The organism is Bradyrhizobium sp. (assembly GCF_047605465.1).
In the GTDB taxonomy this organism is placed as follows: domain Bacteria; phylum Pseudomonadota; class Alphaproteobacteria; order Rhizobiales; family Xanthobacteraceae; genus Bradyrhizobium.
The window spans coordinates 1-26,539 of sequence record NZ_JASGFS010000077.1 but is presented as its reverse complement, the minus strand read 5'-3'; the positions used below and the strand labels follow the sequence as shown (position 1 = coordinate 26,539).

The following is a 26,539-nucleotide window of genomic DNA, read 5'->3' as shown; positions in this document are numbered from 1 at the left end:
TCGGCGCCATCGCCGTCGGCTACGGCCGCTCGACGCTGTCGGAGCGGTTCCCGACTCGCGACGCGCTGCCGCTCGGCGGCGGCCGCCTGCTGCTGCGCCTGTTCCTTGGCCTGCTGCGCGGCAAGCTGCGCCTGCTCGGCTGCCTTCGCATCGGCCGCGGCCTTGGCTTGTGCATCCTTCTGCGCGCCGACGGCCGCGAGACGATCGCGCTCGGCCTCGGCCTGCCTGGCCTTCTCGATCGCCGCGGCATGAGCCTGCTCGGCCGTGATCTTCTCGAGCTGCAGCTTGGCGAGGCTCGCGTAGAAACCATCGGGGTGCTGGGCAAGGAAGGCATCCCAAGCCGGCTTGTTGCCGACCTGAAGCGCGAGCTCGTAGTCGCGTCGCATGTCGGCCAGCGGATTCGGCGCGGGAGCCGCCGGCGTCGCCTTCACCGGCACCAGCGGCACGTCCTCGCCGCCGAGCGAACCATAGACGAACGGCTCCTGCTTGTTCCCGGTCGACTTCAGCACATCGTCGCGCACGAAGCCGAAGGCGCGGCGGACATCGAGGCCCGGCGTCGTCAGATGCCGCGACAGTGCAACCGTGAACGGGCTGTTGGCGCCATCGCCGTCCTGGGCCGTGAACCCGGCCTTGGCCGAATAGGCGATCAGCGTGTTCGGGCTGGTCGGCTCGACCTGGGCCAGACCGCGGCCGATGCCGCGCGTGGCGACGGTGCGCTTCATCGACTTGCCGAACGGATTGTCGCGGCAGGCGTCGAGGATCACCAGGCGAAGCTGCTTGGCCGGCTCCACCGCGACCAGGATGCGGTCGAGCGAGAGCGCCTCGTCATAGACGTCGGTGTCGCGCTCGAGCTTGGCGTCGACCGGGATCAGATAGTTGGAGCCTTCGACCTCGATGCCATGACCGGCGTAATAGACCACGGCGATGTCGGCATCGCGGGTCGCATCGGCGAAATCGCGCAGCACGCGCCGGGTGTCCAGCGCCGTCAGATCGTGCCGGGAATCGACGACGTCGAAGCCGGCATCCTTCAGCGTCTTGGCCATCACCGCGCCGTCGTTGACGGGATTGGTGAGTGGCGGCGCATGCTGATAGGCCGAGTTCGCCAGCACCAGCGCCACGCGCTTTCCTGCGAAGGCGGGCCCGGCGCCGAGCAACAGCGCGAGAGCGATGAGAAGCGGGCAAAGTCTGAGCAGGTTGCGCATGACACGACTTCCAACGTTCAGGGCGATCTCGGGCCCCTTTGGGATCGCTTTAGCAAGGTCTGCGGCGCTTGCTTGTGACGAAGATCACGAAGGCCGCGATAGAAAGCCTTCCCTTCTGTTTGTCGCACCAGCGGGGTCGCGGTTCGCCGGCGATACCGGACTTGGTCCGGGTTCCCTCAGCCATCGCCGACATGCCCCCGGTACTGCGGCAGATTGTCCGTGATCTCGTGCCAGGGCGCCTTCGAGCCCACGAAAATATGGGCGCTCGGCCGGATCGAGGGCGCATCGACCAGGGTTCCCATGGCGACATGGACCCATTTTCCCTCGCGCACCTGGGAATACAGCAGCGATCCGCAGCGGGCGCAGTGGGCGTCATGGGTGGTGTCGTCGCCATAGATGATGCGCCGGTCCTCGCCATGGACGATGCGGAGCTTGTCCCGCGGGATGCCCGCGAACGGCTTGAAGGCGGAGCCGGTGGTGCGGCGGCAGTTCGAGCAATGACAGTTCAAGGCATAAGTGAACTGGTCCGCCACCTCGTAGCGCACCGCCCGGCAATAGCATTCGCCGATCAGGATGCGGGCGTTCGAATTGTCCGATTCGGTCATGACGGCAGCCTCGCGCAAGGACCGACACAGCCATAGCGCAAATTGACGTGTACGACTAAATTCCCGCCGAGCCATCATTCAAAGGGATGACCCATGAGCCAGAACCGTTCGAGCGTCGAAGCCGTCGTGCAAAGCTATTTCGACGGACTTTACGAGGGCGACGCCGACAAGCTCGGCGCCATCTTCCACCCCTCCGCCGACCTGCGCTGGGTCGAGAAGGGCGAATTGCAGATACTGTCCCTGCCCGACTGGCTCGACCGCGTGCGCAAGCGCGCTTCCGCCAAGGCGGAGGGCAAGCCACGCGAGGATTTCGTCGTCACCATCGACCGTTCGGATGAGAAGACCGCCTTCATCAAGGTCAAATGCCAATTGCCGCCGCGCTATTTCACCGACTATCTCGTGGCAATGAAGCTGGCCGACGGCTGGCAGATCGTGTCGAAATCGTATCGGTACGACCTGAGGGAGTGACGGCCTCGCGCCCAACCCCTTCCGCGGCCTGAAATCGGGCATCATTCCCCGTCATTGCGAGCACCGCGAAGCAATCCAGCGTTCTGCGAGAATGGTCTGGATCGCTTCGCGCCTCGCAACGACGATGTGGGCGAGGCGCGCCTCGCTGACCCCAACCATCCCACCCGAAGATTCCCATGCCTCTCGACCGCCGCTCCCTGCTCGCCTCGCTCTGCTGGATGGCCGTGTCTCCCGCGCTCGCCTCGGAGGCGCCGCCCGAATTAGCAAGCTATGAGCGCGAGAGCGGCGGGCGGATCGGGGTCTATGCGGAGAACCTGACAAGCGGCGCAAAGCTCGCATGGCGCGCCGACGAGCGCTTCGTCATGTGCTCGACCTTCAAGGCCTCGCTTGCGGCCTGCGTGCTGGCCCGCGTCGATCGCGGCAAGGACCAGCTTGCCGCGATGGTGCCCTACGGCAGGAAAGACCTGCTGGACTACGCGCCGGTCGCCCGGCAGAACCTCGCGGCCGGCGCGATGTCGGTGGCCGACATGTGCCAGGCGATCGTCGAGCTCAGCGACAACACCTGCGCCAACCTGCTGCTGGCGCGGGTCGGGGGCCCGGCCGCGCTGACCGCATTCTGGCGGTCGCTCGGCGACAGCACGTCACGGCTCGACCACAACGAACCCGCCCTCAACCGCTCGCCACCCGGCGATCCCCACGACACCACGACGCCCGCCGCGATGGCGGGCAATCTGCGCCGCCTGGTGCTCGGCGAGAAGCTGTCGCCGCAATCGCGGGCCCGGCTCACCGAATGGATGGTGGGTTGCAAGACCGGCGCCAACCGGCTGCGCGGCGGCCTGCCGGCAGACTGGAAGATCGGCGACAAGACCGGGAACAACGGCAAGGACGCCGCGGGCGACATCGCCGTGGTCTGGCCCAGGCCCGACGCGCCGATCCTGATCGCGGCCTACACCCAGGGCGGCACGCCGACGCCTGCGCAGATCGAGGCGGTGTTCGCGCGCATCGGGCGAATGGTGGCGGACCGGCTGGCTTGACCGCCGCGCATTGACCTTGCCGATGCTTCCGGGCCAAGACAGGTCATGATCGCAGCGAAGTTTCAGACCTTCCTCATCCTGCTCGGCGTCCTCGCGGGCACGGCGCTCGCCGCACGCCGCTTCAACGTCGCGCCGGCCATTCTGCTGATGCTCGCCGGCGTCGGTCTCGCCTTCGTGCCGGGGATGCCGCCGGTCGAGCTGCCGCCGGAACTGGTGCTGCTGATGGTGCTGCCGCCGCTGATCTATTCGGCGAGCGTCGCGATGAGCTGGCGCGAGTTCAAGAACAATCTGCGTCCGATCGTGCTGCTCGCGGTCGGCGCGGTGATTTTCACCGCTGCGATGGTCGCCGCGGCCACCCATTATGTGATCGGCCTGCCCTGGACGATCGGCTTCCTGCTCGGAGCCATCGTCGCACCGCCCGACGTGGTGGCGCCGCTCGCGATCGCGCGACGGCTGCACATGCCGCGCCGCATCCTGGTCGTGCTCGAAGGCGAAGGGCTCGCCAACGACGCCACCGCGCTGATCCTCTACCGCTTCGCGCTCGCCGCGATCATGGTCGGGCATTTCTCGCTGCCGCTGGCGGCCGGCGAGTTCGTCCTCATCGTCGCCGGCGAGATCGCCTTCGGCATCGGCATCGGCTGGCTCTCTTTGCGAGCCCGCAAATGGTCGAGGGATCCGCAGGTCGAGCTGACGCTGTCGTTGATCACGCCCTACGTCTCCTACTGGCTGCCCGAGCATGTCGGCGGTTCCGGCGTGATCGCGACGGTGGCCTGCGGCCTCTATGTGAGCTGGAACGGCCCGCTCTGGATTTCGGCGGCGACGCGCCTGCAGGGCATCTTCTTCTGGGACCTCGTGATCTACATGATCGAGGGCCTGCTTTTCCTGCTCACCGGCTTCCAGATGCGCGCGCTGTACGAGAAATCGAAGGCGTTCCCGCTCGACGACATCATGATCGCGACGGCCGTGGTCATGACCATCATCGTCCTCGCGCGCTTCGTCTGGCTCTATCCCGCGATCTATCTGCCGCGAATATTGAGCAAGCGCCTGCGCGAGCGCGATCCGTCGCCGCCCTGGCAATGGGCGTTCACGCTCGCCTTCACCGGCGTGCGCGGCGCCGTGTCGCTCGCGGCCGCGCTGGCCCTGCCGTTCACGCTGCCCGGCGGCGAGGCCTTCCCGTATCGCGACCTGATCCTGTTCGTGGCGTTCGGCGTCATCTTCATCACGCTGATCGGGGTCGGCCTGACGCTGCCGCCGGTGGTCCGCTGGCTCGGCATCGCGGAAGCCGGCCGCAACGAGCACATCGCCGAACACGAGTCCGAGATCGCCGCGCGGCGCCAGGCGCTCGACGCGGCCCTGAAATCGCTGGACACGCTGACCGAAGAAAAGGACGTGTCCCAGGAGGTGGTCAGGCTGCTGCGCGCACGTCACGAGATCCGCGTCAGCCAGCTTCCGGACTCGCTCGACCCCAACCACCACGACGTCTCCGCCGCCGGCACCGCGCTGACCCGCGAACTGATCGTCGCCGAACGCAAGTTCATCCACGATCTCCTGCGCGACGGCCGGATCACGGACGAGACCCGGCGCCGGATCGAACGTGACCTGGACCTGGAGGAAGCGAGCCTGGCAAACCGGGAATATCAGGGCGCGCCGCTCTAGGTGCCAATCGCCATCAATGAGCGAAGCTAGGGCCGACACCGTCATTGCAAGCGCAGCGACACAATCCGCTGCGCTCGCGGTGACGCTGGTTCAAACGGCGGGGGCCATCTACCGCCTCGCACAGAACTCCCCCATCGCCGCCGTCACGGCGTCTGCGATCAGCTCCTGCCGCGCCGGCGAATTCATCGCCATCTCCTCGTCGCGGTTGATGATCGAGCCGGCTTCGAGCAGCGCGGCGACACTCGTCGCCCGGGAGAGCACGACGAGCCCGTCATAGCGGTAGACGCCGACGTCCTTGTCGAGCAATTGCCGCCGGTAGCGGCCCATCAGCGGAAGGCTGTATTGGCCGGCATATTGCAGGCCGCGGCTCTTCAGCTCCTTGCCGAGCAACCGGGCGAGGACGAGGCTCGCGCCGAACTTCGGATTGCGCTCGGACACGAACAGCGAATGGCCGCTGAAGCGGTCGCTGAACCAGCTCCTGGCGCCCTCGAACTCCCATTCCTCGAGCAGCTTGTCCGGCACCGAATCGTGATGGATGGAGAGCAGGACGTCGGCATGCGCGGCGGTGGCCGTGGCGACACGCTTGAACAGGCTCGGCCTCGCCTTGCCGTCGGTGACCAGGACCCGGGTCGCCGCGAAGCCCGCCGACGTCAATCTCTCCCCGATCAGCTTCGCAAGGCGCAGGTTGAACCCGAACTCCGGATCGTTGCGCGCGCTCATCGCGCCGTAGGATTCGGAGGTGTGCCCGACATCGAGGACGATGCGGAAACTGCGCGGCTCGCATGGCGCGGGCGGCGAGGGCCTGGACTTGGCTTTCGCAGCCTTCCGCGCTCCGGCCGCGATGCCGGCGTCGATCGGCGGCAGCGACAGCAGCGAAACGGCGATGGCGGCGATGAGGCACCATGGCCGCCTCACACCGGCCGTTCTCCCTTCACGGTCACGCGGGTGCCGGAGCGGGTGTGCGGCCAGTAGTCCCACATCGCGCGGTGCTGGGCGCAGCGATTGTCCCAGAAGGCGATGGCGTTCTCGGTCCAGCGGAAGCGGCACTGGAACAGCGGGTTTTCGGCATGCTGATAGAGATAGGCGAGCATTGCATCGCTCTCGTCGCGCGGAACGCCGTTGATGTGGCGGGTGAAGCCGCGATTGACGTAGAGCGCCTTCCGGCCGGTGACCGGATGCGTGCGGACCACGGGATGCTCCGCGTTCGGATAGGACGGACGATCGGCGACGCCGTAATTGGCGTAGAGGCCGCGATAGATCGGCTCGCCGTCGTGCAGCGCGGTGAGGCCGTCGAGATAGGCCTTCATCCGGTCCGACAGCGCTTCATAGGCCGCGTACATGTTGGCGAACAGCGTGTCACCGCCGCGCGGCGGGCATTGCTTGATGTAGAGGATCGAACCCATCGGCGGCTCGACATCGCAGGACACGTCGGAATGCCAGCCCTCGCCGTTGGCGCGCGGCGAGTTCCTGTCGGCGTAGATCTTCATCAGCGCCGGGTCTTCGTCCTCGTGCGGGGCCGCGGGATGCACATGCAGCTCACCGAACTTGCGGCCGAAGGCGAGATGCTGTTGCGGCGTGATGTTCTGGTCGCGGAAGAAGATGACGAGGTTTTCCGCCAGCGCGCGATGGATCTCGTCCATCTGGCGGTTGGAGCGGGCATCGTCCGAGACGAGCCTGCCGAGATCGACGCCGGATATTTCCGCGCCGATGATGGGCGTGAGCTTTTCGACCGCGATGGTCTCGTAAGGAGCGCCGTCTTCAGCCGTGTGGCGATAGCGCGGACCCTGCTTGCCGGCGAGTGAGCTCATGGGCGTTGCTCCCAATCGTTCTGATTGGGGAGCATCGTAGCGCGTGGCGATGGATGTGCAATCCGCGTCGAAAACACGGATGTCGTCCCGGCGATGACCAGGACCCGTAGCGACCGAACCGGATGTGGAAGACGCTCAACCAACATCTCGCGCCATGACCACGGTCTGCGGTCATGGGTCCCGGCCCTCGCCGGGACGACAGCGGGATGTCGGGTTGCTGGCGGAGCTAAATCACTCCGCCGCGGGTGCCGGCACCTTGGCGCCCTGGCCGTAGCGCTGGTCGATATAGTCGATCACGAGCGCCTTGAAGTCGGCGGAGATCGTCGGGCCGCGCAGGGTCCGGAACTTCTTGCCGTCGACGAACACCGGCGCTGCCGGAGCCTCACCAGTGCCGGGCAGCGAGATACCGATATTGGCGTGCTTGGATTCGCCGGGACCGTTGACGATGCAGCCCATCACCGCGACGTTGAGCTCCTCGACGCCCGGATATTTCGTCTTCCAGTTCGGCATCTCGTCTCGGATGAAATCCTGGATCGAGCGGGCCAGCTCCTGGAACGTGGTCGAGGTGGTGCGGCCGCAACCGGGGCAGGCCGCGACCAGCGGCACGAAGGTGCGGAAGCCCATGGTCTGCAGCAGTTCCTGGCCGACCTGCACCTCACGGGTGCGGTCGCCGCCGGGCTCGGGCGTCAGCGAGATGCGGATGGTGTCGCCGATACCCTGCTGAAGCAGGATGCCGAGCGCGGCCGAGGATGCCACGATGCCCTTCGAGCCCATGCCGGCCTCGGTGAGACCGAGATGGATGGCGTAATCGGAGCGGCTGGCGAGATCCTGATAGACGGCGATGAGATCCTGCACCGCCGAGACCTTCGCGGAGAGGATGATGCGATCCTTCGACATGCCGAGCTCTTCGGCGCGCGCGGCCGAGAGCAGCGCGGACTGCACCATGGCCTCGCGCGTCACCGCGCGCACGTCGCGCGGATTGGCGGACGCGGCGTTCTCGTCCATCAGCTTGGTCAGCAGTTCCTGGTCGAGCGAGCCCCAATTGGCACCGATGCGCACAGGCTTGTTGTTCCTGTTGGCGATCTCGATGATGTCGGCGAACTGGGTGTCGCGCTTGTCCTTGAAGCCGACATTGCCGGGATTGATGCGGTACTTGGCGAGCGCTTCGGCGCAGGCCGGATAGGCCGCGAGCAGCTTGTGGCCGATATAGTGGAAGTCGCCGATCAGGGGCGTGGTGATGCCACGCTTGAGCAGGCCGTCGCGGATGTGCGGGACGGCGGCAGCGGCCTCCTCGCGGTCGACCGTGATGCGGACCATTTCGGAGCCGGCGCGCGCGAGCGCTGCGACCTGGGCGATGGTGCCGTCAATGTCGGCGGTGTCGGTGTTGGTCATCGACTGCACGACGATCGGCGCACCGCCGCCGACGGCGACGTTGCCGACCTTGACCTGGGTGGTGTGGTGCCGGGGCGACGGGCCCGCGATGTCGGAATCGATGGGGTTTTCGAGCTTGTTCATGGGGTCCAAATATCAGGTTTTGGTGACTTTCAGCAATGCATCGCGCGGCGCCGCGGCGATTGGGCTGGGACGGTTAACCAGAAAAAGCCCAGCAATCACAAGGACGGCAGCAGCGCCGAAAGCCAAGCTTAGGCTGTCATGCATGATGAAATAGCTACCCACCACGCCAAACAAAGGGGTGATGAAGGTAAAAGCCGACAATTTGCTGGCGGAATAGGCCTTCACCAGCGCGAACCAAAGCGTGAACGTGGTTCCCACCACCCAGACCGCCTGGAATGCCACCAGCCCGATCGATTGCGCCGACGGCATACGAGGGATGGACTCGCCGAACAGCCAGGCCGCCACTCCCAGGATCGGAATCGAGGTCGCGACCTGATAGCCGAGCGCCTTCTCGGGCGCGGCCAGGCGCAGCCGCGTGCCCTTGGCGACCAGCGTGGTCGCGGCCCAAAGCGAGGCCCCGCACACGATCAGGAGGTCGCCGAGCAGCACTTTGGCATCGACATCGGCCTGGGGAACGCCGATCGCCAGGGCGACGCCGGCGAAGCTGACGGCGAGCCCAAGCCATTGTCCGCCGCTCAGCCGCTCGCCGAGCATCTGGTAGGAGCCGAGCGCAACGAAGAACGGCGCGGTGTAGAGGAAGACGACCGCGCGCGAGGTCGTCGTCAGGCGCAGGCCCTGGTAGATCAGGACGAACTCGATGCCGAACATCAGCCCGGCGATGAGACCGGGCTTCCACGTCCCGTCCCGTTCGAAGAACTTGACGCCGCGCAGGGTGCCGATGAGGAGCAGCACCGGCAGGGCCCCCAGCGAGCGGAACATGGCCTGAAGCATCGGCGGGATTTCGGGAAGCACGAGCTTCACCGCGATCTGGTTGAACCCCCATGTCAGGCACAGCATGAGCATCAGGGCGATGGCGCCGGCGCTGAGCGGGCGCGCGGCGGACGATGCAGCTTGAGGTACGGACATGTCTTCCCGGAAACCGGCTTGGTGCCGTTGTTGCTTTAGGACTTCTTCTGGCAGTGGGTGCAGACGCCCGTGATCTCCACCACGGATAATTTGGGCGCGAAGCCCGAGCTGCGCGCGGCGGCGGTGAGACCCTGCGCGAACGAGGCCGACGGTATCTCGCCGACGAGGCCGCAGCGCTCGCAGATCAGGAACGCCACCGCCGAGGTGACGTCATGGTCGTGGGCGGCACAGGCGAGATAGGCGTTGCGGCTCTCGATGCGGTGCACGAGGCCGTTGGCCATCAAAAAATCGAGAGCACGATAGACGGTGATCGGCGCCGGCCGCGGCATCGATTTCGCCAGTTCCTCGATCACCTCATAGGCGCCCAATGGCCGGTGGCTGGACAGCAGCGCGCCGAGGACCTGCCGGCGAATCGGCGTGAATTTCTGCGCCCGCTGCTGGCAAACCTGCTCGGCATGCGCCAGCGCGTCCGCGGTACAGCGGCCGTGATCGTGGTCGGGCGTGGGGAAAGCCGGCTTCGCGAGGGTCATCTGACCTTATTCTAGCAGTTCGGTCCCGGAACCCAAAGCGCGACCGGCAAACGGCGATCAGCCATGCCTTTGCTGCGGGACAGCATCCCATTATCCCGCCATGAAATAATCATAAGCTTGCTTATTATATTCAAGCTCATTGGAGACAAAGCTTATGACCCGGGGGTCTGTCGACCAGAACTTCCTGTTCACGCTCGGTGAACTCTATCGGCTGCTGCGTGTCTACGCCGACAAGGAAGCCTCGCGCTTCGGCATCACCCGCGCCCAGTGGGCGGTGCTGTCCAAGGTCGAGCGCAGCGAAGGCATGAAACAATCCGAGCTTGCCGAGCTGCTGGAGATGCAGCCGATCACGCTGACGCGCCTGATCGACAAGCTCTGCGAGAGCGACTGGATCGAGCGCCGCAGCGACGCCTCCGACCGCCGCGTCAACCGCCTCTATCTGAAGAAGGCCGGCCGGGCGCTGCTCGGCAAGATGAGCGGCCTCAAATCCGAACTCACGGCGAACGCGCTCGACGGCATCAATCCGGCGGACGCTCATCGTCTCCTCACCCAACTCGAAACCATCAAAGAAAACGTGCGAAACGCGATCCAGACCAGCGGAGCGGAACAGGCGCGTAAGGAGCAGCGCTATGGCTGATCAGGTCCTGAAATTCCCGCCCGAGCAGAAAATCGACAGCGGCAAGCCCAGCAAGAGAGCCGGCACGCAGCCGCGCCGCCGCCTGATGGCGGGCCTGCGGCGCTATCGCCGTTTCCTGCTGATGGTGGTCCTGCCGATCGCCGTCGCGATCGCGGGCATCATCTTCTATCTCCATGGCGGCCGCTATATCGGCACCGACGACGCCTATGTCGGCGCGCAGAAGGTGCTGGTGACCCCCGACATCTCCGGCAAGATCGAGAAGGTCGTCGTCCGGGAAGGCCAGCTGGTCCAGCAGGGCGACGTTCTCTTCGAAATCGATCCCGTGCCGTTCCGCCTCGCCGTGGACGAGGCCAGGGCGCAGCTGATGCAGGCGCAGACGACCTACGACAACCTGCGCGCCAACATCAAGATCTACGGCGACATGCTCAATCTCGCCCAGCAGGGCGTCGACCTGAAGCAGCGCGACGTGGAGCGCAAGCAGGCGCTGGTGAAGAACAGCTTCGGCTCGCAGCTCGACCTCGACAATGCGTCGAACGCGCTGGTGACGTCCGGCTCGATCGCGCAATACGTCAAGCAGCAGCTCTCGACCGCCAAGACGCAACTGCTCGGCGACACCGACCTGCCGCTGGAGAAATTCCCGCCTTACGCGCAGGCCAAGTCCAAGCTCGACAACGCCGAGCGCAATCTCGACCACGCCGTGGTGCGCGCCTCGATGGGCGGCATCGCGACCCAGGTCGAGCAGATCCAGCTCGGCCGCTACGTCACCGCCGGCACGCCGGTGTTCTCCATCATCGACATCGCCCACCCCTGGGTCGATGCCAACCCGAAGGAGAGCGACCTCACCTATGTCACCGAAGGCCAGCCCGTCACGCTCGAGGTCGACGCGTTCCCGAACCACGTCTTCAAGGGCAAGATCGGTTCGCTCTCGCCCGGCACAGGTGCGCAATTCGCGATCCTGCCGCCGCAGAACGCCACCGGCAACTTCGTCAAGGTGGTGCAGCGCGTGCCGATCCGGATCTATTTCGACGAGAGCGACAAATACGTGAAGAAGCTGAAGGCCGGCATGAGCGTCTACGCCACGATCGACACCGGCCATCAGCGCTCGCTCGCCGGCCTGCTCGGCCTGTCGGCGACCGCGAGCCAAGACAAAGACTGAGACGAGGACTGATCCGATGTCCGGCCCCAATGCCAGCCTGATGGTCCCCGGCCTGCGCCGGAACATGGTGACGATCTGCGCCATGACGGCGACCATCATGCAGGCGCTGGATACCACCATCGCCAACGTCGCGCTGCCCTACATGCAGGGCACGCTGTCGGCCTCGCAGGACCAGATCAACTGGGTCCTGACCTCCTACATCGTCGCCGCCGCGATCATGACGGCGCCGGTGGGCTGGATCGCCAATCGCTTCGGCCGCAAGCGCATCTTCATCATCTGCTCGGCCGGCTTCACCCTCGCTTCGGTGCTGTGCGGCCTTGCGCAGGATATCAACCAGATGGTGCTGTTCCGCCTGCTGCAGGGCGTGTTCGGCGCGGCGCTGGTGCCGTTGTCGCAGGCGGTGATGCTCGACTATTACACGCTGCAGGAACGTGCCACCGCGATGTCGATCTGGGGCATGGGCGTGATGATGGGCCCGATCATGGGTCCCTCGCTCGGCGCCTGGCTGACCGAGACCTATTCCTGGCACTGGGTGTTCTTCGTCAACCTGCCGTTCGGAATCGTCACCGTGCTCGGGCTCGCCGTCTTCATGGACGAGACCGACAAGAATCTCAGCCTGAAATTCGACTGGTTCGGCTTCGGCGCGTTGGCGATCGGGATCGGCGCTCTTCAGTTGGCACTCGACCGCGGCGAGCAGCTCGACTGGTTCGAATCGGTCGAGATCGTGACCGAGTTCGTGATCTCGGGCGTCGCCTTCTATTATTTCTTCGCCCACTCCTTCACGACCACGCGCCCCTTCATCCAGTTCGCGCTGTTCAAGGACCGCAACTTCCTCACGGGCTGCATCTTCATGACCGTGATGGGCCTCGTGCTCTACTCGACCATGGCGCTGGCCTCGCCCTACCTGCAGAACGTGATCGGCTATCCCATCATGAGCGCCGGCGGTCTGCTCGCGAGCCGCGGCTTCGGCACCTTCTTCGCCATGATGATGGTCGGTCGCATCATGCGCTTCATCGAGGCGCGCACACTGATCATTTCCGGCCTGACGCTGACGGCGGCGTCGCTGTTCCAGATGACCGGCTGGACCGACCAGACCCAGTCGCTGGAGATCGTCATCGTCAGCGTGATCCAGGGCTTCGGCTTCGGCCTCGTCTTCGTGCCGCTCTCGACGGTGGCGTTCCTGACGCTGCCGAACCATCTGCGCACCGACGGCACCTCGATGCTGACGCTGCTCCGCAACGTCGCGAGCTCGGTCGGCATCTCCATCGTCATTGCGCAACTGACGCAAGGCACGCGCAGGACCTATGCGATCCTCTCGGAGCACATCAACCCGTTCAACAATGCGCTGCAGATGCCTGACGTCCGCGGCATGATCAATCTCTCCACCGATGCCGGCCGCGCCATGGCCGACCGCATGGTCAGCATCCAGTCGCAGATCATCGCGTTCGCGCACGACTACCAGCTCGTGATGTTCTTCATCCTCTGCACCATCCCGCTGGCGCTGATGATCGGCTCGACCAAGGCTACGCTGCGCAAGCAGTCGGCAGCGCCGGAACATGCGGTGATGGAGTAGACGCAAGGCCCCCCGCCATCCCCACCGTCGTCCCGGACGAGCGAAGCGCAGATCCGGGGTGACGGCGAGGCGCGACCTACAGCAGCTCTTCGCAGCCCAAATCCTCGACCGCCATCATCGCCCGCTCCAGATTGGTCCACCAGATCAGCGGCGGGATGTCGATGCTCCACTGCCAGACCGGCCTGGTGATCTGCCAGAGCACCGACCAGCGGTAATCCCGATCGAGCGCGCCGCGCGTATAGCCGGTGATGCCGCTCGCGAGCAACGTCTCGTGGTAGAGATTGAGCAGCGGGCGTTCCAGCGCTTGCCGCCTTTCCGGATACCAGTGCAGCGCCATCATGTAGGCGAGGTCTCCGGTCGGCACGTTGATGCTCCACAGGTCGAAATCGAAGATGCGCGCGGTGTCGGCGACGCCGGCACGGGGGAGCAGGAAATTCCAGGTGTGGGCATCGCCATGCGTGATGCTGAGATGGCGGCGTGAATGGTAGCGCTCGGACAGGCGGGCGGATTGATCGATGAGACGGCGGTAGAGGATGCGCCGCTCCTCGCTGAGACGATCCCCGAGCAGATCGGCGAAGCGGTCGTAATGGCCGGCGAAGACCTCCATGCGCCTGGCGCTGTCCTCGGCGCTCGCCCAGGCGCCGACCGTGTCGCCGAGAGCGGGATGATCCCACCAGGCCGCGTGCCAGCGCGCGAGCGTGGCGACGATGGCGGCGGTCTGATCACGCGACGGCGGCAACGGCCATTGCGTCGCGACCTCGTGGCTGTCGGTGAGATCCTCGAGCAGGAGATGCCAGGTCCGGGTCTCCTCGTCGAAAAATCCATCGAAGCAACGCGGCACGAGCCCCGGCGGCATTTGCGGCGCGAGCGCGGTGTAGAAGGCCACCTCGCTCCGGCCGCCGTCCGCAAGCGTTTCCGCGAACGCCGAATTCGCCGTCTTCAGGATCAGGGATTGCGGGGCGCCGGCGGATTCCCCGACATAGCGCAAGCCGAGGCGGATGATATGCGACACGACGGTGTCACGCTGATGCAGAACCTTCACCTCGCGGACCGCACCGCGATCCAGCACCCCGCCCCTGCGAAGCGCAGCCGTCAATTGGGCGGGCTCAACGACCGCCGGCAGTTGTGGAGGTGTCATCGAGCGCGCCCCGGGTGCCGCGCTCATACTGCCCGAACGCCCAGCCGAGCGCCACACCCTCCGCTCGTCGTCCCCGACAAGCGAAGCTCCGACCCTGGGCCGCACGGGCCGGGGCGGATGTCGTTACGAGGCTTCGGCGTTGGCCTCCGGCAGGGCAGCGACCTTCTGAGCCTTTGCGTCCCGGTGTTCGCCGGGACGGCACCGGCGTCAGACGTCGAAGAACACCGTCTCGTTGTCGCCCTGCAGGCGCACGTCGAGCCGATAGACCCCATTTCCGGCTTCGCGTGTCGCGATCAGCGTGGCGCGGCGATCGGCGGGCACCAATGCCAGCACGGGATCGGCGGCATTGCCGGCCTCGTCGCTGAAATAGATGCGGGTATAGAGATGCCGCAGCATGCCGCGCCCGAACACCGCCACGAGGATATGCGGCGCCTGCGGCTTGCCGTCGGCGTCGGGCACCGAACCGGGCCGGATGGTGTCGAAGGAATAATTGCCGTCCTTGTCGGTGCCGCAACGGGCAAAGCCGCGGAAGCTGGCATTCGGCAGCGCGCGCTTGTCCTGCGGGTCGGCGAAGCGGCCCTGCGCATCGGCCTGCCAGATCTCCAGCATGCAGTCGGGCACAACGACGCCGTCGCCGTCGAGCACCCTGCCCTCGATACGGATGCGCTCGCCCGAGACGTCAGGCGTGATCGTGGAGTTGGTGAACGCGTCGTTCCACTCGTATTCGCCGTTCGGCGTCAGGCCGTATTTGAAGAACGGACCGACGGTCTGCGATGGGGTGATACCGTTGTCCTGCACTTAATGGTTCTCCATTGGCGTGGCGTTCTTGCCGCGCAGCACGATGTCAAAGCGGTAGCACAGCGCCCATTCGGGCTGGGTGTTCTCGAGGTCGAACGACGACACCATGCGCGCACGCGCTTTCTCGTCAGGCACCGAGTTGAAGATCGGGTCGAACGGGAACAGCGGATCGTTCGGGAAATACATCTGCGTCACGAGCCGCGTGACGAAGGAATGGCCGAACACCGACAGATGGATGTGCGCGGGACGCCAGGCATTGTGATGGTTGCCCCAGGGATACGCGCCGGGCTTGATGGAGACGAAGCGGTAATAGCCGGAGGGATCGCTCACGGTGCGGCCCGCTCCGGTGAAGTTCGGATCGAGCGGCGCCGGATGCTGATCGCGGACATGGACGTAGCGGCCGCAGGAATTGGCCTGCCAGATCTCGATCAGCGAGTTCGGCACGCCGCGGCCGTCCTCGTCGCGCACATGGCCGTGTACGATGATGCGCTCGCCGAGCGGCTCGCCGCTGTGCTGGCGCGTCAGATCGGCATCGCCCTCGCGCACGGTCTCGTGGCCGTAGACCGGGCCGGTCAGCTCCGACAGCGTGTGGCGCATCGGGATCAAGGGCTTGTTCGGCGCGCGCTTGATCGAGCTTTTGTATTCGGGCGACAGCGGCAGCGGATGCGCCTTGTTGCTGTCGACGGGATAGATGAATGTCATCGGCGAACTCCTCCCCGGCCATTTTCGTCCGGCCGGCCAACGCTTATCCCGATCATTATAATATATAACTAATCGGGGGAAGCCGGTTTCGCGCAGGGCTCCTGCCTCCTGCGGCAGCCCGCTACTTGATCGGCGGCCGCGGCAGCACGGCTTCTCCCGCCTCGAGCCGGTAGGTGTGGTCGAGCGAGTACCAGGGCACCCCGACGTCGGGCGCCTCCGGATGCGGTGAATCGTGCCGCAGGAACTTGCCGATCAGCGCCTGTGTCACGCCGAACTGCACGTCGCTGTCGATATGCGGATCGGTGGGATCGTAGACCTGCGAGATCAGCACCTTGAATCCGGGCTTGAAGATCAGCGCGTGCAGATGCGCGGGACGATAGGGGTGCCGGCCCTGCGCCTCCAGCAGGCGTCCGACCACGCCGTCGGTCGGAATGGGATAGCCGATCATCATCACCGAGCGGAAGGAGAAGCGTCCGTCAGGATCGGTGGTGAACTTGCCGCGCAGGTTCATGTCGGCCTGTTCGGGATCCTGATTCTCGTAGAGGCCGACCGGCGATGCGTGCCAGACATCGACCTCGGCGCCGGCGACGGGCCGGCCCTCCCTGTCGACGACGCGGCCATGAACGAACAGCGGCGCACCCGGGGTCTCGGACCGGACGATCGATCCGCCATTTTCCACTCGCGGCGAATTCAAGCGCCAGAACGGCCCGAGCAGCGATTGATCGGTCTCGGTGTTGCCTTGGTCGCCATTGTTCAGCAGGCACACCAGCGGCGAGACGCCGAGCGAGCCCGCCATCAGCACGACCTCGTTGTGCGTGTCGGTGGTCAGCTTGCCGAGTTCGGCCACGATCGCCGTGGCGTCGCGGAATTCCTTCTCGGTCAGGCGCACGTCGCGGACGAAGGCATGCAGATGCGTCACCAGCGACACCATGATCTGGCGCAGTCGCGGATCGGACGTCCGCTCCATCACCGCCAAAGCCGCGGCCGTGACGTCCTGCTCGCGCTCAATGATCATGGTCGTCTCCCGGCCGTCCGCGGGCTCTTCACCTCACCCCGCCTGCGGGGAGAGAGATCGGAATTCGCGACAGCAAATTCCGGGTGAGGGGGTACGGGTCCCACGGCCATCTCTCCCGCAGAGAGGCCCCTCACCCCACCCCTCTCCCCGTGAGAACGGGAAGAGGGAGAGGACAGAGTCTCAGCTCAGCTTTTCGATCGCGACCGCGACACCCTGGCCGACACCGACGCACATGGTGGCAAGCGCGAGCTTGCCGCCGCGCTTCTCCATGCCGTGCACGGCGGTGAGCGCGAGGCGCGCGCCGCTCATGCCGAGGGGATGGCCGAGCGCGATGGCGCCGCCATGCGGATTGACGTAGTCGGCATCGTCGGCGACGCCGAGCTGGCGCATGCAGGCGATGCCCTGCGAGGCGAAGGCCTCGTTCAGCTCGATCAGGTCGAAATCGCTGATCTTCTTGCCGAGGCGCTCCATCAGCTTGCGGGTCGCGGGCACCGGGCCGATGCCCATGATGCGCGGCGGCACGCCGGCGGAGGCGAGGCCGAGGATGCGGGCGCGCGGCGTCAGGCCGTGCTTCTTCACGGCGGCTTCGGACGCCAGGATCATCGCGGCGGCGCCGTCATTGACGCCGGAGGCGTTGCCTGCGGTCACCGTGCCGGGATTGCGCACGATCGGCTTCAGCTTGGCGAGGCCTTCCAGCGTGGTCTCGGGACGCGGATGCTCGTCCTTGTCCACGGTGATCGGGCCGGCCTTGCCGCCGGGAATGGTGATCGGCGTGATCTCCTCGGCGAAATAGCCCGCCGCGATCGCCGCACCCGCGCGCTGCTGCGAGCGGATCGCGAACGCATCCTGGTCGGCGCGCGAGACCTGGAATTCCTCGGCGACGTTCTCGCCGGTCTCGGGCATCGCGTCGACGCCGTACTGGGCCTTGAGCAGCGGATTGATGAAGCGCCAGCCGATCGTGGTGTCGAAGATCTCGGCCGAGCGCGAGAAGGCTTCCTGCGCCTTGCCCATCACGAAGGGAGCCCGCGTCATGGATTCGACGCCGCCGGCAATCGCAAGCTCGATTTCGCCGGAGCGGATCGCGCGGCCCGCGGCACCGACCGCATCGAGGCCGGAGGCGCACAGCCGGTTCAGGGTCTGGCCCGGAACCGAATCCGGAAGTCCGGCAAGCAACAGCGCCATGCGCGCAACGTTGCGGTTGTCCTCGCCGGCCTGGTTGGCGCAGCCGAAGAACACCTCATCCACCTGCGACCAGTCGAGCTTGGGGTGCTTGGCCATCAGCGCCTTGATCGGGGCCGCCGCGAGATCGTCGGCACGCACCTTGGCGAGCGAGCCGCCGAAGCGGCCGATCGGGGTCCGCACGGCATCGCAGATAAAGACGTCACGCATTGCTGTTCTCCCTGAATGCCGCGGTCCGGCCAGAATTCTTCAATGACGGCGGAGTTTTAGGAGGGTGCCCGCAGCAGGTCAATTGACGCTTTCGCGCGTGTTCCGAGGGGCGCGCACGCCCGCAGCGCATGCCGCAATGCGGACAACGTGGAAAACCCGCGTCCCCGGGCCGAAGCCATGGGACCATGGAGGCGAAATTTTGTAGGTTGCGCCGCCCATGACGATGCAACAGCCCATTCACGCACCCGCCCCTGAAACCGCACCCGCGCCGCAGGCGGAAGCCGCCGCGCGCGTCACGCCGATGATGGAACAATATCTGGAGATCAAGGCGGCGCATCAGGGCCTCCTGCTGTTCTACCGGATGGGCGATTTCTACGAATTGTTCTTCGAGGACGCGGAGATCGCCTCGAAGACGCTCGGCATCGTGCTGACCAAGCGCGGCAAGCACCAGGGCGCCGACATTCCGATGTGCGGCGTACCGGTCGAGCGCTCCGAGGATTACCTGCATCGCCTGATAACGGCGGGACACCGGGTCGCCGTCTGCGAGCAGACCGAGGATCCAGCCGCGGCCAAGGCGCGCGGCAACAAGAGCGTGGTCCGCCGCGGCGTGGTGCGGCTGGTGACGCCGGGCACGCTGACCGAAGACACGCTGCTGGATGCGCGCGCCAACAATTACCTGCTGGCGATCGCGCGCGCCCGCTCCTCCGCCGGAGGCGACCGCTTCGGCCTCGCCTGGATCGACATCTCGACCGCTGAATTCACCGTGACGGAATGCTCGGGCGGCGAACTCGCCGCGACACTGGCGCGCATCAATCCGAACGAGGCGATCGTCACCGACGCGCTCTACAACGACAGCGAGCTCGGGCCGACCTTGCGCGAATTGCCGGCGGTGACGCCGCTGACCCGCGATGTCTTCGACGGCGCCACCGCCGAGAAGCGCCTGTGCGACTATTTCGCGGTCGCGACCATGGACGGGCTCGCGCAACTGACACGGCTGGAGGCCACGGCGGCGGCCGCCGCCGTCACCTATGTCGACCGTACCCAGGTCGGCAAGCACCCGCCGCTGTCGCCGCCAGCGCATGAAGCCTCCGGCGCGACCATGGCGATCGATCCCGCCACCCGCGCCAATCTCGAACTGACTCGAACCCTGGCCGGCGAGCGGCGCGGCTCGCTGCTCGACGCCATCGACTGCACCGTGACGTCGGCCGGTTCGCGCCTGCTGGCGCAGCGCCTCGCCGCGCCGCTGACGGATGCGGCCGCGATCGCGCGGCGGCTCGACGGGGTCAGCGCCTTCGTGGCCGATTCCGCCGCGCGCGAAGACATCCGCAGCATCCTGCGCGGCGCGCCCGACATGTCGCGCGCACTGGCGCGCCTTTCGGTCGGTCGCGGCGGACCGCGCGACCTCGCCGGCCTTCGTGACGGCATCATGGCTGCGGACCAGGTCGTGGCGCGGCTCGGCGAGCTGGATCAGCCGCCCCAGGAGATCGCGGCGGTGATCGCCGCCCTCCAGAAGCCGTCGCGCGAGCTTGCGGCCGAACTCGCCAGCGCCCTCGACGAGCAATTGCCGCTGATCAAGCGCGACGGCGGCTTCGTGCGCCAGGGCTACGAGCCCGCGCTCGACGAAGCAAGAAACCTGCGCGACGCCTCGCGCCTGGTGGTCGCCTCGATGCAGGCCCGCTACGCCGACCAGACCGGCGTGAAGGGCCTGAAGATCCGGCACAACAACGTGCTCGGCTATTTCGTCGAGGTCACCGCGCAGCACGGCGACAAGCTGATGTCGGCGCCGCTGAACGCGACCTTCATCCATCGCCAGACGCTGGCGGGCCAGGTGCGCTTCACCACGTCGGAGCTGGGCGAGATCGAAGCCAAGATCGCCAATGCCGGCGACCGCGCGCTGGGCCTCGAGCTCGAGATCTTCGAGCGGCTCTGCGCCAAGGCGCTCGCGGTCAGCGACGATCTGCGCGCCGCCGCGCATGCCTTCGCATTGCTCGACGTCGCGACGTCGCTGGCCAAGCTCGCGATCGACGACAATTATGTCCGGCCGGATGTCGACGGCTCGCTCGGCTTCGCCATCGAAGCCGGCCGCCATCCCGTGGTCGAGCAGGCCTTGAAGCGCAACGGCGAGCCCTTCATCGCCAATGCCTGCGACCTCTCGCCTGCGCCCGCGCAGAAGTCCGGCCAGCTCTGGCTGCTCACCGGTCCGAACATGGCCGGTAAATCGACCTTCCTGCGCCAGAACGCGCTGATCGCCCTGATGGCGCAGATCGGCAGCTTCGTGCCGGCGACGCGCGCGCGGATCGGCATCATCGACCGCCTGTTCTCGCGCGTCGGCGCCGCCGACGATCTCGCGCGCGGCCGTTCCACCTTCATGGTGGAGATGGTCGAGACCGCGGCGATCCTGAACCAGGCCGGCGAGCGCTCGCTCGTGATCCTGGATGAGATCGGCCGCGGCACGGCGACCTTCGACGGCCTCTCGATCGCCTGGGCCGCGATCGAGCACCTGCACGAGAGCAACCGCTGCCGCACGCTGTTCGCCACGCATTATCACGAGCTGACCGCGCTCTCGGCCAAACTGCCGCGCATGTTCAACGCGACGGTACGGGTCAAGGAGTGGCACGGCAATGTCGTCTTCCTGCACGAGGTGCTGCCAGGCTCGGCCGACCGCTCCTACGGCATCCAGGTGGCGAAGCTCGCCGGCCTGCCGCCGGCCGTGATCACGCGCGCCAAATCGGTGCTGGCGAAACTCGAAGCGCAGGACCGCGGCCAGACCGCCCGCGCCCTCGCCGACGATCTGCCGTTGTTCGCCGTGCCTTCGCGCGCCGCCGCGGAAGCCGCGCCGCCGAGCGAGGCCGAGCTGCTGATGGACGCGGTGAAGGCGCTGCACCCGGACGAGATGTCGCCGCGCGAGGCGCTCGATGCGCTCTACGCGCTGAAGGCGAAACTGCCGAAGCCGTAAGAAGGTCCTCATCCTGAGGAGCCGCGAAGCGGCGTCTCGAAGGATGGCCGCGGCCAGGATCGGCCTTCATGGTTCGCGACGGTGTTTGCGCGCCTCATCACCGTGAAGGACGCGACGTCTAGGCTGCGGGGACGACGCGCTTCCTTCGCCCGTTCCACCACAACGTCAGATTCCAGACGATGCAGGTGGCGAGGCCGAGGCTAAGGCCGGCCACGGAGCCGAAATTGGCGGCTCCGACGTGCAGCACCGCGACCGCCATGCCGAAGCCGAGCAGGCCCCAGGCCGAATTGGCGAGCACGGCCGCGGTCGGCGGGCCGCCGATGCGCGGGTGCAGGATCACCATCATGCTGGTGAAGACGATCGGGAAGAGCGCGATGACGCCGGAGACCCGCGGGCCGACCCAGCTCGACGTCGAAACCACGATGCCGATCAGGGTCGCAACCAGCGTGGCGCGGAACGGAATGTCGTACCAGCGGCGCGTCACCAGCGGCATCTTCACATGGCGATACTGCGCGAGCAGCGGGATGCAGATGCCGAAGGCGATCAGGTTCACGGCGACGCCGGCCGTCAGGGTCCAGTCGAACAGGCGGATGATCGATGCCAGCACGATCCACACGGCGATCGCGCTTCCGACGCTCAAGGCGAAGCTGTGCCGCTGCGCCAGCACGACATAGGTGAGCCCGAGGAAGATCGTCGCGGCGTTGACCGGAAGGCTCGACAGGGCGCCTTGCGCGATGAAGGCGGCGTCATGGTCTATGGCGAGGAAGACGTAGGACGGGCCCGCCGAGATCGGAAGCGTTGCAACCAGCGCACCGATCACCGGCCCGGAGCGCTCGGTGATGACGGACGCCGACACCACGAACGCGGCCGCGATGCCCATGCGCAGCAGAAGGAAGAGGATGTAGGAGAGTTCCGGAGGCATTCGGCCGGGATGATTTTTGTTGAGGTGAGTTATCCGCGGGCTCGTTCCTCTCCCGGAGGGAGAGGTCATTTGGCGCGACAAATAGGGTGAGGGCTTCAAGTCCTGCGAGAGACCGCAGCCCCTCACCCACACGTCAATGCGACCTCTTGGGAGAGGTGAAGCAGCTAGATCCGCTGCATCGACACCGACACCTTCGGACCGTTCTTGATGGTCTGATAGACGACGCAATAGCGCTCGGTGAGCTTGAGCAAAAGGTCGAGCTTGTCCTGCGGCGCGTCGGTGTCGACCTCGAAGCGCAGGCGAATCTCGGCGAAGCCGACCGGGGTCTCCTTGTCGACGCCGAGCGTGCCGCGGAAATCGAGATCGCCCTCGGCATAGACATTGCCGGTCTTGAGCGGCACCTCGATCGCGGTCGCGACCGATTTCAACGTGACGCCGGCGCAGGCGACCAGCGCTTCCAGCAGCATGTCGCCGGAGCAGAGCTCGAGGCCGGAGCCTCCGGTCGCCGGATGCAGGCCCGCCATCGCGATGGCGCGGCCCGTCTCGATCTTGCAGGCGATGCCGTCGCTGTCGGTCGAGCCCTTGGCCTTCAGCGTGATCAGCGCGGCCTTGGGATCGGTCTTGTAGCGCTCCTTGATCGGGGCCTGCATCTGGCGCAGTGCTGCGGCGTCCATTTTCGTTCTCTCCCGGAAAAATCAGCCTCCGATGTACCGGCTCGGCGAGAGATTGTCACCACCACATGGCCTGGCCGGGACCCTGGGTTGCGTCACGGTCGGGCACGCTGCGGTCGAGCGAACGGTCGAGTGACGTCAGCACACTTCGCTTGAAATTCTCGAACAGCGGCGAATTGCGGTCGCGCGGCCGCGCCAGATTGATCTCGATCTGATCGAACAGCCGACCCGGCCGCGGCCGCATCACCAGCACGCGGTCGGCCAGCACCACGGCCTCGTCGACGTCATGTGTGACGAGGATCAATGTCGGCCGCGTATCGGCCCAAAGATCGAGAAGATGGTCCTGGAGGTCGCGCCGGGTGAACGCATCGAGCGCCGAGAACGGCTCGTCGAGCAGCAGCACTTCGGGCTGCGGCACCAGCGCACGGGCAATCGCGACACGCTGCGCCTGCCCCCCGGACAGCTCGCGCGGCCAGGCCTCGGCCTTGTCGGCCAGGCCGACGCGGGCGAGCGCACGCGCCACCTTCTCGCGCCGCTCGGCAGCGGACAGATCGGCGAGGCCGAAGCCGATATTGTCGGCGACGCTGAGCCAGGGCAGCAGCCGCGGCTCCTGGAAGATGATGCCGATCTTGGCGTGCGGCGAGGCAATCGCCTCATTGTCGAGGGTCACCGTGCCGGAGCTGGCGCGATCGAGGCCGGCGATGGCGCGCAGCAGCGTGGACTTGCCGCAGCCGGAGCCGCCGATGATGGCGAGGATCTCGCCCTGGCGGATCTCGGCGGAGAAACGCGCCAGCGCCTGCACGCCGTTTGGATAGGTCTTGCTGACCCGGTCGAGCGCCAGCATCGTTATGTTCCCTTCGCGCGACCGAAGGCGTCCTGCCAGCGCAGGAAGGGCGCGGCCACGACTTCGATCAGCCAGTCGGTGAGCTTGCCGAGGATGGCGAAGATCACGATGGCGGCCAGGATCTGCGCCGGCTTGCCGAGCTGCTGGCCGTCGAGCAGGAGATAGCCGAGGCCTTCGGACGCGCCGATCAGTTCGGCCGCGACCACGAACATCCAGCCGAGGCCGAGGCCGACGCGCAGCGACACCACATAGGCCGGCAGCACCGCGGGCAGCAGGATGCGGCGGATCATCGCGAAACCCGACAGGCGGAAGACGCGGCCGACTTCGACGACCTTGCGGTCGACCGAGAGGATCGCACCCATCACGCCGAGATAGACCGGGAAGAAGACGCCGACCGCGATCAACGCGATCTTGGACGTCTCGAAGATACCGAGCCAGAGGATGAACAGCGGCACCCAGGCGAGCGAGGGGATCGCGCGCAGGGCCTGCACGGTCGGATCGAGCAGCCGCCGGGCCAGCGACCAATAGCCGGAGATGGCCCCGAGCAGCGTGCCCGCCACCACGCCGAACGCGAAGCCGAGGCCGACGCGCCACAGGGTCGCGGCGATGTGACGGACCAGTTCGCCGGAGCGGGCGAGATCGGTGATGGTGGCAAGGACGCGCGAGGGCGGCGGCACCAGCCGGCCGTTCGACCAGCCGAGCCAGACCACCAGCTCCCAGCCGAGCGCGAGCGTCAGCGGCAGCAAGAGTCCCAGCAACGGCCCCGCATAGCGCGAGAGCCGCGAAGGCGCGGCGGCGGCTTCGGCCGGTTCCGAAGTTGGTTGCAAGACGGGCGCGTCGGAAATCATGGCCGGTAGGAAGCGCGTCTGGCGAGGGAATGCAAGGCCGCGCAGCAATCTCCGCCGATCTCTTCTTCGCCCCTTGCGGGAGAAGGAGGCGCGAAGCGCCGGATGAGGGGTTCTCTCCGCGCGATAGATCGATCGTTAGGATCGATACCCCTCACCCGGCTTCGCCTTGCGAAGTCCCCCTCCCCCACACAGGGGGGAGGGTGAAAGGATCAATTCGTCGGCAGCGGGACCTGGTCGTCGATCAGGGCATCGAGCGTCGCCTTCACGTCGACCTTGGCATCGACGACGCCGGCCTGCTGCAGGGCGAGGCCGGCAGCGAGGATCGAGTCGCGCTGGGGTGCGCCGATGCGACTGTGGGTGAGCTCGGTGCGCTCCTTGAGCTGCTTGTCGACCACGGCCTCCGGCAGCTTGGTGACAGCGATGAAGGTCTTCTTCAGGTCGTCGTAGTTCGCCAGCGAATATTTCCGCGCCTCCTCATAGACCGCGAGCACGCGGCGGGCAGCGTCCGGATAGTCCTTCAGGAACTGCTCGCGCACATTGAGGATGCCCCAGGTGTTGGCGCCGGCGTTCCGATAGAATAGCTTCGCGCCCTCCTCGACCTCGGCCTGCGCCATCATCGGATCGAGCCCGGCCCAGGCATCGACGTCGCCGCGGATCAGCGCGGTCTTGCCGTCGGCATGCTGCAGCAGCACCGGGGTGATGTCCTTCTCGGTGAGGCCGGCGCCGAGTAGCGCGCGCACCAGGAAGATGTGCGGATCGGTGCCGCGCGTCACCGCGACGCGCTTGCCCTTGAGATCGGCGACGCTCGCGATCTTGGAATCCTTGGCTGCGACCAGCGCGGTCCATTCGGGGCGCGAATAGACATAGATCGACTTGATCGGGTTGCCGTTGATCCGGGCGACCAGCGCCGCCGAACCCGCGGTCGAGCCGAAGTCGATCGAGCCGGCGTTGAGGAATTCGAGCGCCTTGTTGGATCCCGCCGACTGCACCCAGGTGATGGTGATGCCGTCCTTGGCGAACTCCTTCTCGAGGAGCCCTTTCTGCTTCAGGACCAGCGACACCGGATTGTAGGTCGCCCAGTCGATGCGGATTTCCTTCAGCGGCTCGGCCGCCCTTGCCGCAGGGGTTACGGCGAGAGCAAATGCTCCTGCCAGAAGAGTGCGTCGTGATATCGTGGTCATGCCCAGCCTCCTCAAGAATTTCATTGTTCTTCAATGAGTTATATCTAGAGGTCAATGAGAAAATCCCCCCTTGAAAGCGCGCCGGTCGAGAACAACCTTGTCCAAAACCGGCCTTTTCCAGCATGGAACGACTATTGCCTCAGAATGGCGGGTGACAGCGCCTGTCACCTCTTATATCCGGTGAGACATGGACAGCGTTGCGACTGAGCCCAGGGCAGATGTGGATGATCGCTTCGACACCGCGCGGATCACCGCCGCGGTCGATGCGCTCGCCGAAAAGCATGAGGGCCGCGAAGACGCGTTCCGCACCGCCATGGCGCAACTGCTCAAGGCGGAGCTGATCGCAGCGCGCGCCGCCGCCCAGGCGATCCTGCTGAAAGACCGTCACGGCCGGCGCTGCGCCGAACGGCTGTGCCACGTCCAGGACGAGATCATCCGCATCCTGTATTCGGCCGCGACCCGGCATCTCTACCGCTCGCCGATCCCGAGCGGGGCCGAGCGCATGGCGGTGGTCGCGACCGGCGGCTATGGCCGCGGCCTGATGGCTCCCGAGTCCGACATCGATCTGCTCTTCATCCTGCCCTACAAGCAAACGGCCTGGGGCGAGCAGGTCGCCGAGGCGATCCTGTACTGCCTCTGGGACATGGGGCTGAAGGTCGGCCACGCCACCCGCTCGGTCGATGAATCGATCCGCCAGGCGCGCGGCGACATGACGATCCGCACCGCGATCCTGGAGACACGCTTCCTCACCGGCGACAAGCCGCTCTATGACGAGCTGGTCGCGCGCTTCGACAAGGAAGTGGTGCAGGGCACCGCGTCCGAATTCGTCACGGCCAAGCTCGCCGAGCGCGAAGAGCGCCACCGCCGCGGCGGCCAGTCGCGCTATCTGGTCGAGCCCAACGTCAAGGACGGCAAGGGCGGCCTG

The 26,539-nt window shown here is 66.4% G+C and carries 25 protein-coding genes; 8 read left to right on the top strand and 17 right to left on the bottom strand.

Annotation, left to right across the window (positions count from 1 at the left end; genetic code table 11):
* The coding region (locus QM712_RS32480; RefSeq protein ID WP_415027241.1) for a caspase family protein at positions 1-1,202 on the bottom strand (1,202 nt) is incomplete at its 3' end.
* Positions 1,203-1,378: 176 nt separating this feature from the next.
* On the bottom strand, positions 1,379-1,807 hold the full coding sequence (locus QM712_RS32475; protein WP_415027240.1) for a GFA family protein: 429 nt from the start codon (positions 1,805-1,807) through the stop codon (positions 1,379-1,381).
* Between the two features lie 93 nt (positions 1,808-1,900).
* Here QM712_RS32475 and QM712_RS32470 point away from each other — a divergent pair, with 93 nt between their 5' ends.
* The 3 genes from QM712_RS32470 (at position 1,901) to QM712_RS32460 (ending at position 4,965) form a co-directional block, all read left to right on the top strand.
* The gene (locus tag QM712_RS32470; RefSeq protein WP_415027239.1) at positions 1,901-2,275 is read left to right on the top strand and encodes a nuclear transport factor 2 family protein; all 375 of its coding nucleotides are present in this window, start codon (positions 1,901-1,903) and stop codon (positions 2,273-2,275) included.
* A gap of 176 nt (positions 2,276-2,451) precedes the next feature.
* A complete protein-coding gene (gene bla / locus QM712_RS32465; protein ID WP_415027238.1) occupies positions 2,452-3,309 on the top strand; it encodes a class A beta-lactamase in 858 nt (285 codons plus the stop codon).
* Positions 3,310-3,354: 45 nt separating this feature from the next.
* A complete protein-coding gene (locus tag QM712_RS32460; protein WP_415027237.1) occupies positions 3,355-4,965 on the top strand; it encodes a Na+/H+ antiporter in 1,611 nt (536 codons plus the stop codon).
* A gap of 108 nt (positions 4,966-5,073) precedes the next feature.
* Here the strand turns inward: QM712_RS32460 and QM712_RS32455 are convergent, their stop codons facing one another.
* The 5 genes from QM712_RS32455 to QM712_RS32435 form a co-directional block, all read right to left on the bottom strand.
* A complete protein-coding gene (locus tag QM712_RS32455) occupies positions 5,074-5,880 on the bottom strand; it encodes an N-acetylmuramoyl-L-alanine amidase (RefSeq protein ID WP_415027236.1) in 807 nt (268 codons plus the stop codon).
* Positions 5,877-6,773 (bottom strand): TauD/TfdA dioxygenase family protein, encoded by an 897-nt coding sequence (locus tag QM712_RS32450; RefSeq protein WP_415027235.1) that lies wholly within the window; start codon positions 6,771-6,773, stop codon positions 5,877-5,879. Before QM712_RS32450 ends, QM712_RS32455 begins: the two co-directional genes overlap by 4 nt.
* A gap of 231 nt (positions 6,774-7,004) precedes the next feature.
* Entirely contained in the window at positions 7,005-8,288 is a 1,284-nt protein-coding gene (ispG, locus tag QM712_RS32445; protein WP_415027234.1) for a flavodoxin-dependent (E)-4-hydroxy-3-methylbut-2-enyl-diphosphate synthase, read from the bottom strand.
* Between the two features lie 12 nt (positions 8,289-8,300).
* On the bottom strand, positions 8,301-9,254 hold the full coding sequence (locus tag QM712_RS32440; protein WP_415027233.1) for a DMT family transporter: 954 nt from the start codon (positions 9,252-9,254) through the stop codon (positions 8,301-8,303).
* 35 nt (positions 9,255-9,289) lie between these two features.
* Positions 9,290-9,784 carry a Fur family transcriptional regulator gene (locus tag QM712_RS32435; RefSeq protein ID WP_415027232.1) on the bottom strand — a complete coding sequence of 165 codons (495 nt, stop codon included), beginning with the start codon at positions 9,782-9,784 and terminating at the stop codon, positions 9,290-9,292.
* 154 nt (positions 9,785-9,938) lie between these two features.
* Here QM712_RS32435 and QM712_RS32430 point away from each other — a divergent pair, with 154 nt between their 5' ends.
* From QM712_RS32430 to QM712_RS32420, 3 genes are read left to right on the top strand one after another with little or no spacing between them, the layout of a single operon-like run.
* Positions 9,939-10,421, top strand: a complete 483-nt coding sequence (locus tag QM712_RS32430) for a MarR family winged helix-turn-helix transcriptional regulator (RefSeq protein WP_415027231.1) — start codon at positions 9,939-9,941, stop codon at positions 10,419-10,421.
* Positions 10,414-11,577: an HlyD family secretion protein gene (locus QM712_RS32425; protein WP_415027230.1), complete on the top strand. Its 1,164-nt coding sequence runs from the start codon at positions 10,414-10,416 to the stop codon at positions 11,575-11,577. Before QM712_RS32430 ends, QM712_RS32425 begins: the two co-directional genes overlap by 8 nt.
* A 16-nt stretch (positions 11,578-11,593) precedes the next feature.
* Positions 11,594-13,150, top strand: coding sequence for a DHA2 family efflux MFS transporter permease subunit (locus QM712_RS32420; protein ID WP_415027229.1), 1,557 nt, complete (start codon positions 11,594-11,596; stop codon positions 13,148-13,150).
* Positions 13,151-13,226: 76 nt separating this feature from the next.
* Here the strand turns inward: QM712_RS32420 and QM712_RS32415 are convergent, their stop codons facing one another.
* The 5 genes from QM712_RS32415 to pcaF all read right to left on the bottom strand — a co-directional run bounded on the left by QM712_RS32415 (position 13,227) and on the right by pcaF (position 18,192).
* Positions 13,227-14,288: a phosphotransferase gene (locus tag QM712_RS32415; RefSeq protein ID WP_415027228.1), complete on the bottom strand. Its 1,062-nt coding sequence runs from the start codon at positions 14,286-14,288 to the stop codon at positions 13,227-13,229.
* A gap of 207 nt (positions 14,289-14,495) precedes the next feature.
* Positions 14,496-15,086 carry a protocatechuate 3,4-dioxygenase subunit alpha gene (gene pcaG / locus QM712_RS32410; RefSeq protein ID WP_415027227.1) on the bottom strand — a complete coding sequence of 197 codons (591 nt, stop codon included), beginning with the start codon at positions 15,084-15,086 and terminating at the stop codon, positions 14,496-14,498.
* Complete coding sequence (gene pcaH / locus QM712_RS32405; protein ID WP_415027226.1) at positions 15,087-15,788, bottom strand: protocatechuate 3,4-dioxygenase subunit beta; 702 nt, start codon at positions 15,786-15,788, stop codon at positions 15,087-15,089.
* 121 nt (positions 15,789-15,909) lie between these two features.
* Positions 15,910-16,803 (bottom strand): dioxygenase, encoded by an 894-nt coding sequence (locus QM712_RS32400; RefSeq protein WP_415027225.1) that lies wholly within the window; start codon positions 16,801-16,803, stop codon positions 15,910-15,912.
* A 180-nt stretch (positions 16,804-16,983) separates the two neighbouring features.
* The gene (pcaF, locus tag QM712_RS32395) at positions 16,984-18,192 is read right to left on the bottom strand and encodes a 3-oxoadipyl-CoA thiolase (RefSeq protein ID WP_415027224.1); all 1,209 of its coding nucleotides are present in this window, start codon (positions 18,190-18,192) and stop codon (positions 16,984-16,986) included.
* A 217-nt stretch (positions 18,193-18,409) separates the two neighbouring features.
* Between pcaF and mutS the strand changes: the two genes are divergently transcribed.
* The gene (mutS, locus tag QM712_RS32390) at positions 18,410-21,148 is read left to right on the top strand and encodes a DNA mismatch repair protein MutS (protein WP_415027223.1); all 2,739 of its coding nucleotides are present in this window, start codon (positions 18,410-18,412) and stop codon (positions 21,146-21,148) included.
* 118 nt (positions 21,149-21,266) lie between these two features.
* Here mutS and QM712_RS32385 read toward each other — a convergent pair whose 3' ends face one another.
* From QM712_RS32385 to QM712_RS32365, 5 genes are all read right to left on the bottom strand, one after another.
* Positions 21,267-22,070 carry a hypothetical protein gene (locus tag QM712_RS32385; RefSeq protein ID WP_415027222.1) on the bottom strand — a complete coding sequence of 268 codons (804 nt, stop codon included), beginning with the start codon at positions 22,068-22,070 and terminating at the stop codon, positions 21,267-21,269.
* A 164-nt stretch (positions 22,071-22,234) separates the two neighbouring features.
* On the bottom strand, positions 22,235-22,744 hold the full coding sequence (locus QM712_RS32380; RefSeq protein WP_415027221.1) for an OsmC family protein: 510 nt from the start codon (positions 22,742-22,744) through the stop codon (positions 22,235-22,237).
* A 55-nt stretch (positions 22,745-22,799) separates the two neighbouring features.
* Entirely contained in the window at positions 22,800-23,585 is a 786-nt protein-coding gene (locus tag QM712_RS32375; RefSeq protein ID WP_415027220.1) for an ABC transporter ATP-binding protein, read from the bottom strand.
* 2 nt (positions 23,586-23,587) lie between these two features.
* The gene (locus QM712_RS32370) at positions 23,588-24,433 is read right to left on the bottom strand and encodes an ABC transporter permease (RefSeq protein WP_415027219.1); all 846 of its coding nucleotides are present in this window, start codon (positions 24,431-24,433) and stop codon (positions 23,588-23,590) included.
* A 209-nt stretch (positions 24,434-24,642) separates the two neighbouring features.
* On the bottom strand, positions 24,643-25,614 hold the full coding sequence (locus tag QM712_RS32365; protein ID WP_415027218.1) for an aliphatic sulfonate ABC transporter substrate-binding protein: 972 nt from the start codon (positions 25,612-25,614) through the stop codon (positions 24,643-24,645).
* Positions 25,615-25,801: 187 nt separating this feature from the next.
* On the opposite strand from QM712_RS32365, the gene QM712_RS32360 reads away from it, so the two are divergent.
* Positions 25,802-26,539: nucleotidyltransferase domain-containing protein (locus QM712_RS32360; protein ID WP_415027217.1), on the top strand; the 738-nt coding region annotated here is incomplete at its 3' end.

Coding starts and splice junctions, on each gene's coding strand:
- QM712_RS32475 (WP_415027240.1), bottom strand. CDS start 1,807: ATGACCGAATCGGACAATTCGAACGCCCGCATCCTGATCGGCGAATGC.
- QM712_RS32470 (WP_415027239.1), top strand. CDS start 1,901: ATGAGCCAGAACCGTTCGAGCGTCGAAGCCGTCGTGCAAAGCTATTTC.
- bla (WP_415027238.1), top strand. CDS start 2,452: ATGCCTCTCGACCGCCGCTCCCTGCTCGCCTCGCTCTGCTGGATGGCC.
- QM712_RS32460 (WP_415027237.1), top strand. CDS start 3,355: ATGATCGCAGCGAAGTTTCAGACCTTCCTCATCCTGCTCGGCGTCCTC.
- QM712_RS32450 (WP_415027235.1), bottom strand. CDS start 6,773: ATGAGCTCACTCGCCGGCAAGCAGGGTCCGCGCTATCGCCACACGGCT.
- ispG (WP_415027234.1), bottom strand. CDS start 8,288: ATGAACAAGCTCGAAAACCCCATCGATTCCGACATCGCGGGCCCGTCG.
- QM712_RS32440 (WP_415027233.1), bottom strand. CDS start 9,254: ATGTCCGTACCTCAAGCTGCATCGTCCGCCGCGCGCCCGCTCAGCGCC.
- QM712_RS32435 (WP_415027232.1), bottom strand. CDS start 9,784: ATGACCCTCGCGAAGCCGGCTTTCCCCACGCCCGACCACGATCACGGC.
- QM712_RS32430 (WP_415027231.1), top strand. CDS start 9,939: ATGACCCGGGGGTCTGTCGACCAGAACTTCCTGTTCACGCTCGGTGAA.
- QM712_RS32425 (WP_415027230.1), top strand. CDS start 10,414: ATGGCTGATCAGGTCCTGAAATTCCCGCCCGAGCAGAAAATCGACAGC.
- QM712_RS32420 (WP_415027229.1), top strand. CDS start 11,594: ATGTCCGGCCCCAATGCCAGCCTGATGGTCCCCGGCCTGCGCCGGAAC.
- QM712_RS32415 (WP_415027228.1), bottom strand. CDS start 14,288: ATGACACCTCCACAACTGCCGGCGGTCGTTGAGCCCGCCCAATTGACG.
- pcaH (WP_415027226.1), bottom strand. CDS start 15,788: ATGACATTCATCTATCCCGTCGACAGCAACAAGGCGCATCCGCTGCCG.
- QM712_RS32400 (WP_415027225.1), bottom strand. CDS start 16,803: ATGATCATTGAGCGCGAGCAGGACGTCACGGCCGCGGCTTTGGCGGTG.
- pcaF (WP_415027224.1), bottom strand. CDS start 18,192: ATGCGTGACGTCTTTATCTGCGATGCCGTGCGGACCCCGATCGGCCGC.
- mutS (WP_415027223.1), top strand. CDS start 18,410: ATGACGATGCAACAGCCCATTCACGCACCCGCCCCTGAAACCGCACCC.
- QM712_RS32385 (WP_415027222.1), bottom strand. CDS start 22,070: ATGCCTCCGGAACTCTCCTACATCCTCTTCCTTCTGCTGCGCATGGGC.
- QM712_RS32380 (WP_415027221.1), bottom strand. CDS start 22,744: ATGGACGCCGCAGCACTGCGCCAGATGCAGGCCCCGATCAAGGAGCGC.
- QM712_RS32375 (WP_415027220.1), bottom strand. CDS start 23,585: ATGCTGGCGCTCGACCGGGTCAGCAAGACCTATCCAAACGGCGTGCAG.
- QM712_RS32370 (WP_415027219.1), bottom strand. CDS start 24,433: ATGATTTCCGACGCGCCCGTCTTGCAACCAACTTCGGAACCGGCCGAA.
- QM712_RS32365 (WP_415027218.1), bottom strand. CDS start 25,614: ATGACCACGATATCACGACGCACTCTTCTGGCAGGAGCATTTGCTCTC.